The organism is Nocardia sp. NPDC057668 (assembly GCF_042799795.1).
In the GTDB taxonomy this organism is placed as follows: domain Bacteria; phylum Actinomycetota; class Actinomycetes; order Mycobacteriales; family Mycobacteriaceae; genus Nocardia.
In genome coordinates this window covers 2,078,090-2,091,507 of sequence record NZ_JBHVIC010000001.1, presented here as the reverse complement: position 1 = coordinate 2,091,507, position 13,418 = coordinate 2,078,090, and the positions used below count along the sequence as shown (strand labels likewise).

Genomic DNA, 13,418 nt, shown 5'->3' with positions numbered 1-13,418 from the left:
GACGCACGATGCCGAGATTGCGCAGCACTCGTCGTGCAATGGTCGATGGCGGTGTCCACGACCCCGGCGGGGGTGCTCTCGAAGACCCCCACGCGCTCGCCGATGGAACAGCCGACCGGCTATTCGGCGATTACCTCATCCAAGCTGGCCGCGGTAAGGACGCGGCGACCCATCTCCTGCAACCGCACCGAACTCTGCGCACGAATCGCGTCGGCCACAGCAGTCGGCACGGGCCCGAACCGCTGCGACAACAGCTCGATCAACATCTCGGCCCGGCCTGCGGTGCGGCCCTCGGCAAGGCCCTGGACGCGGCCCTCGACCCGGCCTTCGACGCGGAGCCGATCTGCGGTCGTCACGAATGCCTCCTTGATTTCAGGTCCGAGCTGATCGATGACAGGCAGTAGATCGCCCACAACAGTATCGCTCACCACCAGGATGTACTCCAGCACACGATCGACCTCCGCCGAGGTCAGAGTGATCAGGTCCGCGATCAACGCCGACAAGTCCCGTTCGAGATGCTGGTTTCCCGGCGCGCTCTTGAGCAGCATCAACACCACTCGAACCCGCGCCGGACGTCGGGCCAGCAGCGCGGCCGCGTCGACCGTGGCCAGATCATCGAGCAGAAACCCCATCCGCGGCAACACCCCGGACAGCGCCGCCGCCATCGCGGGCTCGACATCGATCAAATCCGCCACCTCGACCGAGTGACTCCACGGCTTCCCATCGGTGCCCGCGTGCACCACTACCGGTATCACTGCAGGCAGTCGCTTCTCGTCGGGGTTCGTTTCCAGGTGCCGCTCCCAGATCCGCACCACGTACGCCAGCATCCGGAAGGCCATGAGGGGATCGGACCTGCGCTGATGCTCGAGCAGCACGTATACCAACGCGTCCCGGCCCGCCCAACGGGTCGCGAACAGGACATCACTGAACCGAGCCCGCAGTTCCGCCGAGACGAAACTGCACGACTGCGGCTGCATCCACGTCCAATCAATCTGCGCGGCAACCTCTTCCGGTAGCACCGCCCGCAACTCCCCGGCGACGGCATCGGGATGAGACATCATCTGCCGGAACAGTGCATCGTGCGGTTTGTCCGGTCGCTTCGGATCCCCCGACCCCTTCGGCGTCTTGGCCATGGCGGGAAACTACCCGCAAACAGGCACCCGCACAGGCGGTTACATCGAAGCGGCAACCCTCGCTGAGCATTCGGGCGCGTCGAGCGAATCGGCGATCTGTCGGTTGTTGAGGGGCCATCGGACCCGCTTCGGCACAGTGACTACCGGATGATCACTCCGCCTCAGCTCTCGACGCCACGGACCAACCCCGGGGGCGCATCAGCTGTTCCTGAGAGTGGCCTGAGCTTTTGGCTTGTGGCGCAACCTGATTCGGTCTTCGATCGTTGAAGGAGTAGCAGCCGGTCGTGGTGGACCGGGCGGAGCGGGGGAGACGCCGATGGTCAGGGCCGACCAGACTTCGCGTTCGAGCGGACTACTCGAACGAATCCGTAGCGACCTTGCCCTCGTCAGGTTCGTGTGCACGAACCCGGTGCGGCGGGCGCTGTTCGACGTGCGTGCGGCCACCCCCGAAATGTTTCGCGGGCAGACGGTGGCGGGCCTGCGTGAGATATTCCTGTTGATGCGTGCCGGCTGCGGGGAGCAGGTGGACGGGAGCGAAATCCGCTGTGGCGGTGCGGTGTTGAGCGACGCCGAGCTGGCCGTGACCGCGGCGGCGTATTACCGTGCCCGATCCTGCGCACCGGGGGAGGACCGGCACGGCGGGTTCGACCACGACCGGCGGGGCGACATCGGGTACATCACCGGATATCTGGAACGGCTCAACGCCGGGCGGGAGGTCACGCCGCGGGCATCGCCGGGGCGATCGCGGAGCGCATCGGCGGGCGGTTCGAGCAGCGCCCCGTGAAGATTCCGGCGGCGGGATTTCTCAAGGCCGTGGGCAAACTGAACGGGGACCCGACGCGGGTGCTCGATCTGGCGGGGGTGCGGATCGTGCATCGGGATCGGTCCGCGCTCTACCGGGCGGTCGGGGAACTGCTGGCCGATCCGCACCTGCGCGTGGTGCGATACGTGGACCGGTTCGCCGCGCCCGAGGTGATCGCTGCGGTGGGCGCGCCCGCGAACGGGCCGGATGCCTGGGGTCCCAAGAGTAATGGTTACCGCGACCTCATCCTCATCTGCCGCTGGGTGCGCGATGAGCCGGCGGCAGCGCCGGTGCTCGAGTTCTTCGAAGTGCAGCTCGTAACCGAACGCGTTGCCGCCATCATGGTTCGGGAGCATCCGCTCTACGCGTGGCGGCGGCTGATCATCGCCGAGATCACCCGGCGGGGACGGCCCGCGCGCGAGTGCGACCGGGCGTTTCTGCGTGCGTGCGAGGAGTGGAGCCGCCGGTGGTACGCGTGCGACGACGCGCCGATCGGGTGCGCCGACCGGCACGTCGCGTCGTGATCAGAGAATGGCCACCGCGACCACCAGGCCCAGGGCGAAGTGGGCGGCGGCCACCACCAGGGCCTCGGTGGTGAAGGACGGCTTGTGCAGGACCTCACCGATGTTGATGCCGAAGGCGTGTTCGAGGATCCGGACCGAGATCACCTGGGCGATGATGCCGACCAGGCCGTAGATCGCGGCCGCGATCAGGCCCTCGGAGAGCTTGCCCGCCGAAGAGTAGATGGCCAGCACCACGATGAACGCCATGCTGAGCATGCCGGCGGCGCTGACCACCACGGCGTTGGGCAGACCCTGCGCGACCAGGGCGCGCAGCGAGCCGGGGGTGGTGAGGTCGACGGCGTAGAAGCCGATGAGCATGAGTACCAGGCCGACCAGGGCGTAGAGCAGGATGGCGCCTACGCCACGGCCGAGGGAACTCCAGTACCCGGCTTCGAGCGCGAGAGTGGTCGTCATCTGCGGGTCCTCCGGGGAGTCAGGGTTGGGGGATGCGGTGCGGGACGAAGGCGGCGCCGTCGTCGGTGATCAGGCCCGCGGTCTCGCGAATGCCGAGGCCCGCGGATTCGTCGCCGACCATCCACGCGCCCAGGACTGGGCGCATGTCGTCGAATACCGGGAGCGGGTCGAGCAATTGGTAGACATAGCCCTCCTCGCCGTAGACGCCGCCGGTCGCGGTCTCCATGCCCGCGCCCACGATCGTCATGTTCGCGCCCTCGCGCCCGAGCTTGGGTTTGCGGATGTACTCGGTGAGCTCGTGTGGATCGTCGAGGTAGGTGGGCAGCAGGTTCGGGTGGCCGGGGTACATCTCCCACAGCACCGCCAGCATGGCCTTGTTCGACAGCAGCGACTTCCACAGCGGTTCCAGCCACATGGTGCCGGGCAGTGAGCCCGTCACGCGCTGTCCGAACTGGTCGCCGAGCACCCATTCCCAGGGGTAGAGCTTGAAGATCGATTGAATCGGCGCTTCGGCCAGGTCCACGAAGCGTTCGAGTTCGGTGTCGAAACCTATGTCCTCCACCGGAAGTGCGATGGTGTCGAACCCGGCCTCGGCCGCGGTCTCCTGCAGGTAGGCGGTGGTGACGTTGTCCTCGCCGGAGGCGTCCGCGCCGGACCACGAGAAGTGCAGCTCGGTGCTGGGCAGCAGCTCGCGCAGCTCGCCCCAGCGCTCGACGAGCTTCTCGTGCAGGGAATTCCACTGGTCGTCGTCGGGGTGGGTGTCGGTGAGCCAGTGCCACTGCACGATTGCCGCTTCGACCAGGGAGGTGGGCGTATCGGCGTTGTACTCCAGCAGTTTCGCCGGGCCGCGGCCGTCATAGCGCAGGTCGAAGCGGCCGTAGATGTGCGGGTCGGACCGCTTCCAGGAGGCCGCGATCGGCTCCCAACTCCATTGCGGCAGACCGAAATCGGCGAAGCGCTCGGTCAGGATGATGTTCTCCACGGCGTGCAGGCACATGGTGTGCAGCACCTCGACCTGGGCCTCGAGGGCCAGGATCTCGTCCATGTCGAACTCGTAGTGCACCGATTCGTCCCAGTACGGGCGGGGTGCGCCCTGGGCGTCGCGGCCGGGCTTGCCGTAGACCAGGCCCTGGCTCTCGACGATCCGCTCCCAGCCCGGGCGCGGTGTGCCGCGCATACGGCGCATTACGATCCGCTCCCGCCGCTGCTCTTGGAACCGAGCCCGCCGCGCTGAATGCTGGTGCCGCTCTTGGTGGTGATGGTCGCGCCCTTGGGTTTGACGGTGGTGCCGCCGGTCGGCGCCTTGCCCACGGTCTGGTTCTTGCCGCCGTAGTAGTAGCGGTACTGGTTGCCGTTGAGGATGAAGATGCCCGCGGCCCCGCCGTGCCCGCCGCCGGTGGCGCGATCGGCGTCGTCGCAGTCCTTGTCCGGGATGACGATTTCCTGGTTGTCCTGGGTGGCGGTGACGGTCTGGCCGTTGCCGAGCGAGACGACCTGCCCCTTCTTGGCGATGATCGTGCAGTAGGCGGTGACCTCCGGGGAGGTCAGCGCGCTGTAGGCCAGGTAGCCGCCGCCGATCAGACCCGCGACGCCGACCACGGCGGCACCGCCGATGAGCAGCTTCTTGCGCTTCTTGCGCTTGGCCTCGGTCGCGTCGGCTTCGGCCTGCGCCGCCTGCGCGGCCCGCTCACGTGCCTTGTCCCGGGCGCGCGCCTCGGCCACCGTGGGCGGTCGCGGGGTGGTGACCCCGGCTTCCTGACGGGCCACCTTGCCACGCCGAGGACCCTGCGCGGCAGCGGGTTCCGCCGGTGCGGCGGGCGGCCACGCCGGGGGCACGTGTGCGCCACCGGATTCCGGGGTACCGGGCGGTGGCCAGGGCGGCGGGACCGCGGAGCCCGCGGCGAACGGTGTCGTCGCGCCTGCGGCGAACGGTTCGGTCGGCGCGGTCGCGGCGGGCGGCGGCCACGGCGGCGGAGTGTGCGAGACGGTGGGGTCGGTGGCTCCGGTCTCGCCGGGTGCAGCGGCGGCTGGCGGCCACGCCGGGGGCACGTGCGCGCCGCCGGGTTCCGGGCTGCCCGGGGACGGCCACGGCGGGGGTGCCTGTGGCGCACCGGTTTCCGGCGACAGGGGCAGCTGAGGTGCCGACGGCGGCGGGTACACCGGCTGTCCGGAGGGCGCGCTCGGGTCCGGCTGCGCCGCCGTGTCACCGGGTTCGCCGTCCCGCGACTTCGGCTGCAACGGCCGTCCGCCCGCGCCGAAGACCGTGGGCGCGTCGTCGGCGGAGCCGCCGCCGGGCGTGAGCGGCCGGCCACCGGAGCCGTAGACCGGCGCCGGGTCCGGTTCGCCCGCAGCGGATCCGGGCGAAGGGTCGTCGGTATCCCGTGAAGTCGGTTGCAGTGGACGCCCGCCCGAGCCGTACACGGGCGTCGATTCGGTGTCGGGGGACGACGGGGTCAGGGGACGGCCGCCGGAGCCGTAGACCGGTGTCCGATCGGGTTCGGGCGTCGAAGAACCGGGGGTTTCGGTGGATTCGCCCGACTTGGGTTGCAGGGGACGGCCGCCGGAGCCGTACACCGGGGGCCGGTCGTCCGCGTCGGCCGGGGGCGTGCCGCCCCGGGGGGTGAGGGGGCGGCCGCCGGAGCCGTAGACGGGGGGTTGGGTGGAATCCGGTTCGTCCGTGGGGGATTCGTCGGGGGTGTCGCCTGGGCGTTCAGTGGCCAACTATCGACTCCTTGAACTCCGCGCGCACTAGCGCTCCTCGAAACCGGACATGCCTCCTTGGGGGGCGCCCCAGTCTTCCACAACCAGATCCACCCGGCCAGGCGTATCGCCCGAACGTAGCAGGTCGAGCAGCGCTTCGCAGTCGGCGCGCGGACCTTCGGCCACCACGTGTACCCGGCCGTCGCGGTGATTGCGGGCGTAGCCGGTCAGGCCCAGTTCCAGTGCGCGCGAACGGGTCCACCAGCGGAACCCGACGCCCTGGACCCGACCGTGCGCCCAGGCGCTGAGCCGGGCCGGGTTCACTCGTCGACGCGGAAGGTCAGATTGACGGTGGTGCCCGCCTTGAGCGTGCGGCCCACGGTGCAGACCTTGTCGATGGCGCGCTGGGCCGCGACCATCACGCGCTGGCGGGTCTCCTCGTCGAGTTCGCTCAGGTCTAGTTCGAAGCTCTCGTTGAGTTCGGGGTAGGTCTCGTTCTCGCGGTCGGCGTCGCCGGAGACGCGCACGGTGGCGTCGAAGTTCTCGCCGAGCTTGCGGGCGAGGGTGAAATCGGCGCTGAGGCCGGTGCAGCCCGCGAGGGCGATCTTGAGCAGCTCACCCGGGGTGAACGCGCCGGGGACGCCCGCCGAGGCGATGAGCACCTCGCCGCCGCGGTTGTTGCGGCCGGTGTAGGCGCGGGTGCCGGTGCGCTCGGCCCACAACTCCACCGGTTCTACGGTCTGGGTGCCGGCGGCGGTCTGCGGTGCGGCGGTCTGTTCAGCCATGTCAAGATCCTCCCATTCGTCCCGCGCACGCCGCGCGAGCCCTCACCCGGATGTGACACACGGCCCATCCGGATCATGCGGAACGCGGGAGCCGGCCCCCGAATTCCGCCGGCCGAGCCGCGTGGCAAGACGGGGCGGCGCGTTCCCCCGAGGGGTACGAGCAGCGGTTGCCTTCCGGACTCGGCCCGGATCCGGACAACCCGGAGGCTATGCGGTGCGGCGGGGAAGGGAGTCGATCAGTTCGGGGGTCAGGGAAGGCAGGCCGTCGGTCACCACGTGGGCGGCCAGGGCGAGGGCGTCGGGGGCCGGGGGATAGCGGGGGTGGGGGACGGCGATCACCGTCATGCCCGCGGCGGCGGCCGAGCGCAGACCGTTGGAGGAATCCTCGATGGCGACGCAGTCGCGCGGGTCGACGCCGAGTCCGGCGGCCGCGGCCAGGTAGCCGTCGGGGGCGGGCTTGCCGCGCTCGACCTCCTCGGTGGAGACGGTCGTGTGGAACAGGTCGGTGACGCCCATATGGGCCAGGACCACGTCGATCAGGCGGCGCGGGGAGGAGCTGGCCAGGCCCAGGGTGTAGCGGGCGGCGAAGCGGCGCACGGTCTCGGCGGCGTCGGGCATGAGCGGCAGGTGCTCGGCGTAGCGGGCGCTCATGCGGTCGATGACGTCGGTGGCGACCTGTTCGGGCGTGCGGCTGCCGTCGATCAGGTCCCTACTGATGTATTCGGACCATTCGGCGGTGCTCATACCCATGAACCGCTCCTGGGTGTCGGGCAGCATGCGCCCGCCGAGCTCCTCGATGTAGGCGGTGCGGACTTCTTCCCAGATGGGCTCGGTATCGATGAGCACGCCATCCATGTCGAAGACGATTGCGGCGACAGACATGGCTCCCATGGTTGTGCATCGCGGGACCGGCGCGCGCTCCGGGGTACGGCCCGAACCCGATGCGGCCGCCACCGATGTCCACTGACTGGGATCGGGGACCCGAACCCGGCCGTCCGGTTCGCCCCCGTGGTTACCGTCCGAAGGGAAAGACGAACACCCGCAAGCGAATACCGAGGTGGGCCGTGAGCACGGTCAAGGACATCTACGACCCGCAGCTGTACGTGGACGGGCCGATTCACGAGATCTTCGCCGAGCTGCGGCGCACCGAGCCGGTGTACCGGCAGGACATGCCCGGCGAGCCCGGTTACTGGGCCGTTCTGACCCATGCCGGGGTCTCGCACGTGGCGCGCAATCCCGGGCTCTTCTCGGCCGAGATCGGTGGGGTGGTGCTGGAGAACCAGCCGCCCGAGCGGCTCGAGACCACCCGCAACATGCTGCTCATGATGGACCCGCCCCGGCACACCGACTACCGCAAACCCCTTGCCGAGCATTTCAAGTCGCGGGTCATCGGCGAACTGGAGGATCGCGTCCGTGCCCTGACCCGGCAGCTGCTCGACGGCGTCGAGGGCGACGTGGAATTCGTGCACGACGTGGCGGGGGTGCTGCCGAGCCAGGTGGTGGGCGGCCTGTTCGGCATCCCCGAGGCCGATTGGCCCGATATCCGGCAGTGGGCCGAACAGTCCACCAGCCAGCAGGATCCGGAACTGATCGGCGATTTCGACACCACCGCCGACCTGACCAAGATGGCCGTCTACGCGATCCAGTTCGCGATGGCCCGCCGCGCCGGGGCGCCCGAGGCCGATCTCACCTCGCTGATCCTGGACGGCGAGTTCGGCGGAAAGACCATGTCGGAGCTGGAGTTCGGCAGCTTTTTCACCCAGCTGGTGATCGCCGGGAACGACACCACCAAGACCATGCTGTCCTCCGGATTGCAGCTGCTGCTGGACCATCCGGATCAACTGGCCGCCCTGCGCGCGGATCCCGCGCTGATTCCCGGTGCGGTGGAGGAGATCCTGCGCTACGCCAACCCGCTGCACTACTTCCGGCGCACCGCCACGGCCGACACCGAAATCGCCGGGGTCCCCATTCGTTCCGGCGACAAGGTCGCCATGTGCTACACCTCGGCCAACCGCGACGAGGCGGTCTTCGCCGAGCCGCAGCGCTTCGACATCCGCCGAAACCCCAACCCGCACCTGTCCTTCGGGCTCGCCCAGCACTTCTGCCTCGGGGTGCACCTGGCCCGCATGGAGGGCCGGGTGTTCTTCGAGGAGCTGCTCGCCCGGTTCCCGGTGATCGAGCAGACCGGCGCGAGCCGCCGCATCCGGTCCAACCTGAACAACGGCCTCAAGTCGCTGCCGATTCGCCTGTCGCGCTGAGGTTTACGGAGGCGAACCCGGACCGCCGGGTCGACCGCACGAGCGCCGGCCGGGTCCGCGCCTACCGCCCGCGGGTGCCGTGTGTGCGGCCGGGTACGCCCGCCATCGCGCGCGACTACACCGCGACGATCAGATCCCGCAGTTCGTACCCCGAGATCTCCGGCTTCATCGTCACGCGCGGCGGATTCTCCATCCGGAGGCCGTCGAGCGCGAACAGCTTGCCCAGGAAGATCTCCGACTCCTGCAGCGCGATGTGCGCCCCCGGGCATTTGTGCGGCCCGTCGCCGAAGGACAGCACCGCGGCCCCCGCGCCGCCGGACAGCGCGCGCCCGGGGCATACGTCCAGGGGCTGGTCCCCGACGACGCCGGGATCCACGTTGGCCACGCTGACCGCGACGTCGACCAGCTCACCCGCCGGAATCGTGGCCCCGCTGGGCAGCACCACCTCGGATACGGTGCGCCGCTTCAGATCGCTGATGACCGGTTCCAGGCGCAGCAGTTCCTGCAGCAGCGCCAGGCGCTCGGCCTCGCTCCCGGCCCGGAAGCGGGTGCGCAACGCGTCGTCGGTGAACAGGTGCCACGCCGCGAGATTGATGAACTCGCGCGTGGTGACCATGCCCGCCGCGGCGAAAGTCAGGCATTCGCCCAGGATCTCGCCGTCGGCGCAGCCCTCGTCGATCAGATGCGAGATGAGGTCGTCACGGCGGGCCTTGCGCCGCACGCGCACCGCCGGGCGCACGTCGTCGAAATAGATCGCGCCCCAGGCCCGCATCTGCCGCACATAGCCCAGCAGCCCGGCGATGCTGGTGAATCCGGGCTCGCTGAACTTCTCCGGGAAGAACACCTCGAGCCGCCGGTCGGTGCCGGGCTTGCTGTCGGTGAGCCCGACGACGGCCTTGGTCACGTCCACCGCCAGGCGAAAACTCATCTGCGACAGATTGGCCCGGCCCTGCGCGCGCAGCAGCGCGATCTCCCGATCGGCGATCTCGTGCATCAGCTCGCGATAGTGCTCGTCCACCCGTTTGGGTGTGAAGTACCGGGCCGTCTGCCGGCGGTGCTCGCGATGCTCCTCACCATCGCGGTACAGCACGGGGCGGCGCAGCCGGGCGGGCAGCTTCTCCACCGTCTCCACCCCGAGCCCGGCCTGCACCGTCTCGGTGCTGCGCAGCAGCGCCCGCCCGTCGGCGTAGCCGCGAATCTGCCAGGTGCCCGCGGCATCCCGGTGCACCGGGCAGGCGGCGTCGGTGTCACCGCGGTCTATCTTGCGCGCTCCAGCCATGCGTCAGTTGTAGCGCACAAGCGTTGGCGCAGCAGCGCATTCGGCCTCAGGGCTGGAATCGGTAGCCCATGCCCGCCTCGGTCAACAGGTGTTTGGGCTGTGCGGGGTCGTCCTCGAGCTTGCGCCGCAGCTGTGCGAGATACACGCGCAGGTAGTGGGTTTCGGTGGCATAGGAGGGACCCCAGACCTCGCGCAGGATCTCCTTGCGGCCCACCAGCTTGCCGCGATTGCGCACCAGCATCTCCAGCATGCCCCATTCGGTGGGGGTCAGGTGCACGTCGCGTCCGGCCTTGGTGACCTTCTTGGCCGCGAGATCGACCGTGAAGGAGGCGGTTTCGACGATGGGCTCGACCGCGTCGGTCCCGGTGGCCGAGCGCCGGACCGCGGCGCGCAACCGCGCCAGCAACTCGTCCATGCCGAAGGGCTTGGTGACGTAGTCGTCAGCGCCCGCGTCCAGGGCCTCGACCTTGTCGGAGGAGTCGGTGCGGGCCGAGAGCACGATCACCGGCGTGCTGGTCCAGCCGCGCAGTCCGGCCAGCACCTCGATACCGTCCATGTCCGGCAGGCCCAGATCCAGGATCACCACGTCCGGATGCTTCTCCGCGGCCGCCCGCAGGGCCGCGGCTCCGGTGGCCGCGGTGGTCACCTCGTAGCCGCGGACCGACAGGTTGATGCGCAGGGCGCGCAGGATCTGTGGTTCGTCGTCGACCACCAGAACCTTGGTCGGCGCGGGCGCCGCGTTCGTCACTCGTTCTCCTGTTCGTCGCAGGCGGCCAGTTCGACGACCATCGTCAGGCCGCCGCCGGGGGTGGGTTCGGCGTGCACGGTCCCGCCCATGGCGTCCACGAAACCGCGCACCACCGACAGTCCCAGTCCGACGCCGGTGGAATTGTCGCGGTCGCCGAGGCGCTGGAACGGCTCGAAGAGCTGATCCTCCAGCCCGCTGGGCACGCCGGGCCCGCTGTCGGACACGGTGATCGCGACCCGGCCGCCGGTGTGCTCGGCGACCACGCGGACGGGTGCGGCGTCGGGGGAGTAGCGCACCGCGTTGTCGATGAGATTGGCCAGCACCCGCTCGAGCAGTCCGGCGTCGGCGCGCACGCAGACCGAATCCACCGCCACCTCGACGCGATTCATCGATGTGCGGCGCATGCCCCGGGTGCCCATGCTCATCAGCGCGTGATGCACGGCCTCGTCCAGGTAGACCCGGCGCAGTCGCGGCCGGACGACCCCGGCGGCCAGGCGCGAGGAGTCGAGCAGATTGCCCACCAGCGTGGTGAGCTGATCCACCGATTCCTCGATGGTCTCGAGGAGTTCGGCGGTGTCCTCGGGGGAGAATTCCACGTCGTGACTGCGCAGGCTCGACACCGACGCCTTGGCCGCGGCCAAGGGGGTGCGCAGGTCATGGCTGACGGCCGAGAGCAGCGCGCGCCGCAGCTTGTCCGCCTCCAGGACCGCCTGGGCCGCACCGGCTTCGGCCTGCAACCGCTGGCGCTGCACCAGGCCCGCGGCCTGATCGGCGACCGCGCCGAGCACGAGCCGATCGCCCGCGGTCACCGGCCGGCCGCGCAGCAGCAGGCTGTGCGTGTCGTCGCCGGCCTCCACCAGGGTCTCGCCGTCGGCCGCGACGCGCGGCGGATTCTCGCCCACCGACGCCACGATCCACGGTTCGAGGCCGCCGGGCGCGTTCGCGCCCGGGTCACGGGCTTCGGCCTCGTGCACGGCCCCCGCGTCCTCGATCAAACTGACGGCGTCTTGCCGGAAGGTTTCGCGCACCCGCTCGAGCAGCGCGGGCAGATCCGCCCCGCGCAGCACCGAGCCCGCGAACAGGGTCAGCAGTTCGGCCTGCCGGGAAGCCCTGCGCGCCTCGCGACTTCGCTTGGCCGCCACATCGACCAGCGCCGAGACCGCGACCGCCACCACCAGCAGCACCACGATCGTCAGGAAGTTGTCCAGCTCGGCGACGGTGAGACTGTGCCGCGGCGTGGTGAAGAACCAGTTCAGCAGTAGTCCGGACAGCAGCGCCGACAGCACCGCCGGGGCGATGCCGCCGAACAGCGCCACCGCCACGACGCCGATGAAGAACACCGCGCTCTCCCCGCCCAGGGCCAGCCAGCGGTCGAGCCACAGCGCGGTGAGACCGCAGATGATCCACGGCACGCCGATCGCGGCGATCCAGGCGCTGAGGGCGCCTTCGCGGCGGGTGGGCGGGCGCAGCCGGAACCCGCGCGAGGCCTCCTCGTGGGTGACCATGTGCACGTCGATCTTTCCGGACCGCTGCACCACCCGGGCGCCGATGCCCTCGTCGAGTGCGCGGGCCCAGCGTGAGCGCCGCGAGGTGCCCAGTACCAGCTGGGTGGCGTTGATCTGCCGGGCGAAGTCCAGCAGCGCGCCGGGCACGTCGTCCCCGGTGACGGTGTGCAGGGCGGTGTCCAGGCCGGTCGCCAGGTCCCGCAACCGGGTCAGTCGCTGCGGGGAGACCCCGGCCAGGCCGTCGCCCCGGACCACGTGCACGACAACGAGTTCCGCGCTGGATTTGGCCGCGATGCGGCTGGCGCGCCGGACCAGGGTCTCCGATTCCGGACCGCCGGTCACCGCGACCACCAGGCGTTCGCGGGCCTCCCAGGTATCGGTGATCCGGTGGTCCGCACGGTATTTGGCCAGCGCCGCGTCCACCTGATCGGCCAGCCACAGCAGCGCCAGCTCACGCAGCGCGGTCAGGTTGCCGGGACGGAAATAATTGCGCAGTGCGGCATCGACTTTGGTCGCGGCGTAGACGTTGCCGTGGGAGAGCCTGCGCCGCAGCGCTTCCGGGGTGATGTCGACCAGCTCGACCTGATCGGCGCCGCGCACCACCCGGTCGGGCACCGTCTCGCGCTGTACCACGCCGGTGATCTGCTCGACGACGTCGTTGAGGCTCTCGAGGTGCTGCACGTTGACCGTGGACACGACGTCGATGCCCGCCTCGAGCAGTTCTTCGACGTCCTGCCAGCGCTTTTCGTTCTTGCTGCCGGGCACGTTGGTGTGCGCGAGTTCGTCGACCAGCACGACCGCCGGGGCGCGCCGCAACACCGCGGGCACATCCAATTCCGGCATGGCGGCGCCGCGGTAGTCGATCAGCCGCGGTGGCACGCGTTCGATGCCGTCGAGCAGTTCCGCGGTCTTCGAGCGGCCGTGCGTCTCCACGACCGCGGCCACCACATCGCGGCCCCGCTCCAGCCGCCGGTGCGCTTCGGAGAGCATGGCGAAGGTCTTGCCCACACCGGGCGCCGCGCCGAGATAGATGCGAAGTTGGCCGCGCTTCACTTGTCGAGCACGGCGCGGTGCGCGGATAGCTCCGGGCGGCCCGCGCGCACGCGTGCCGGGCGCTGCCCGGCGGTGGCCAGGGCGCGCAGGATCAGTGCGGCGGTCAGAAAACCGAAGATCACCAGCATGGCGTAAGCGATGTCCGGCACAGTCTCTCCTCGCGAGTGTTCAGTTCGGC

Annotated in this window: 14 protein-coding genes; 3 read left to right on the top strand and 11 right to left on the bottom strand. The window is 69.9% G+C overall.

What is annotated here, in order from left to right; all coding sequences use genetic code 11:
- Positions 1 to 119: 119 nt before the first annotated feature.
- A complete protein-coding gene (locus ACFVBH_RS09630; RefSeq protein ID WP_379001050.1) occupies positions 120 to 1,133 on the bottom strand; it encodes an Rpn family recombination-promoting nuclease/putative transposase in 1,014 nt (337 codons plus the stop codon).
- Between the two features lie 394 nt (positions 1,134 to 1,527).
- Here ACFVBH_RS09630 and ACFVBH_RS09625 point away from each other — a divergent pair, with 394 nt between their 5' ends.
- Together ACFVBH_RS09625 and ACFVBH_RS09620 are read left to right on the top strand one after the other, a co-directional pair.
- Entirely contained in the window at positions 1,528 to 1,917 is a 390-nt protein-coding gene (locus tag ACFVBH_RS09625; protein ID WP_379001049.1) for a hypothetical protein, read from the top strand.
- Positions 1,914 to 2,459, top strand: a complete 546-nt coding sequence (locus tag ACFVBH_RS09620; RefSeq protein ID WP_379001048.1) for a hypothetical protein — start codon at positions 1,914 to 1,916, stop codon at positions 2,457 to 2,459. The genes ACFVBH_RS09625 and ACFVBH_RS09620 overlap by 4 nt, the downstream gene beginning before the upstream one ends.
- On the opposite strand, the gene ACFVBH_RS09615 is transcribed toward ACFVBH_RS09620, so the two are convergent.
- The 6 genes from ACFVBH_RS09615 to ACFVBH_RS09590 all read right to left on the bottom strand — a co-directional run bounded on the left by ACFVBH_RS09615 (position 2,460) and on the right by ACFVBH_RS09590 (position 7,279).
- Entirely contained in the window at positions 2,460 to 2,912 is a 453-nt protein-coding gene (locus ACFVBH_RS09615; protein ID WP_379001047.1) for a DUF350 domain-containing protein, read from the bottom strand.
- A gap of 19 nt (positions 2,913 to 2,931) precedes the next feature.
- Positions 2,932 to 4,098: a glutathionylspermidine synthase family protein gene (locus tag ACFVBH_RS09610; RefSeq protein WP_379001046.1), complete on the bottom strand. Its 1,167-nt coding sequence runs from the start codon at positions 4,096 to 4,098 to the stop codon at positions 2,932 to 2,934.
- Positions 4,098 to 5,633: a hypothetical protein gene (locus ACFVBH_RS09605; RefSeq protein ID WP_379001045.1), complete on the bottom strand. Its 1,536-nt coding sequence runs from the start codon at positions 5,631 to 5,633 to the stop codon at positions 4,098 to 4,100. The genes ACFVBH_RS09610 and ACFVBH_RS09605 overlap by 1 nt, the downstream gene beginning before the upstream one ends.
- 27 nt (positions 5,634 to 5,660) lie before the next feature.
- On the bottom strand, positions 5,661 to 5,936 hold the full coding sequence (locus ACFVBH_RS09600; protein ID WP_354989866.1) for an acylphosphatase: 276 nt from the start codon (positions 5,934 to 5,936) through the stop codon (positions 5,661 to 5,663).
- Positions 5,933 to 6,397, bottom strand: coding sequence for an OsmC family protein (locus ACFVBH_RS09595; protein ID WP_354989867.1), 465 nt, complete (start codon positions 6,395 to 6,397; stop codon positions 5,933 to 5,935). The genes ACFVBH_RS09600 and ACFVBH_RS09595 overlap by 4 nt, the downstream gene beginning before the upstream one ends.
- A gap of 207 nt (positions 6,398 to 6,604) precedes the next feature.
- Complete coding sequence (locus ACFVBH_RS09590) at positions 6,605 to 7,279, bottom strand: HAD family hydrolase (RefSeq protein WP_379001044.1); 675 nt, start codon at positions 7,277 to 7,279, stop codon at positions 6,605 to 6,607.
- A gap of 182 nt (positions 7,280 to 7,461) precedes the next feature.
- Here ACFVBH_RS09590 and ACFVBH_RS09585 point away from each other — a divergent pair, with 182 nt between their 5' ends.
- Positions 7,462 to 8,655, top strand: a complete 1,194-nt coding sequence (locus ACFVBH_RS09585; protein WP_379001043.1) for a cytochrome P450 — start codon at positions 7,462 to 7,464, stop codon at positions 8,653 to 8,655.
- A gap of 115 nt (positions 8,656 to 8,770) precedes the next feature.
- Here ACFVBH_RS09585 and ACFVBH_RS09580 read toward each other — a convergent pair whose 3' ends face one another.
- Genes ACFVBH_RS09580 through ACFVBH_RS09565 form a run of 4 tightly spaced genes read right to left on the bottom strand, consistent with a single transcriptional unit; the run spans position 8,771 to position 13,389 of the window.
- A complete protein-coding gene (locus ACFVBH_RS09580; RefSeq protein WP_379001041.1) occupies positions 8,771 to 9,934 on the bottom strand; it encodes a cytochrome P450 in 1,164 nt (387 codons plus the stop codon).
- A gap of 46 nt (positions 9,935 to 9,980) precedes the next feature.
- Positions 9,981 to 10,682, bottom strand: a complete 702-nt coding sequence (locus tag ACFVBH_RS09575) for a response regulator (protein WP_354989871.1) — start codon at positions 10,680 to 10,682, stop codon at positions 9,981 to 9,983.
- On the bottom strand, positions 10,679 to 13,240 hold the full coding sequence (locus tag ACFVBH_RS09570) for an ATP-binding protein (protein ID WP_379001040.1): 2,562 nt from the start codon (positions 13,238 to 13,240) through the stop codon (positions 10,679 to 10,681). The genes ACFVBH_RS09575 and ACFVBH_RS09570 overlap by 4 nt, the downstream gene beginning before the upstream one ends.
- Positions 13,237 to 13,389 (bottom strand): hypothetical protein, encoded by a 153-nt coding sequence (locus tag ACFVBH_RS09565; protein ID WP_354989873.1) that lies wholly within the window; start codon positions 13,387 to 13,389, stop codon positions 13,237 to 13,239. The genes ACFVBH_RS09570 and ACFVBH_RS09565 overlap by 4 nt, the downstream gene beginning before the upstream one ends.
- Between the last annotated feature and the right edge of the window lie 29 nt (positions 13,390 to 13,418).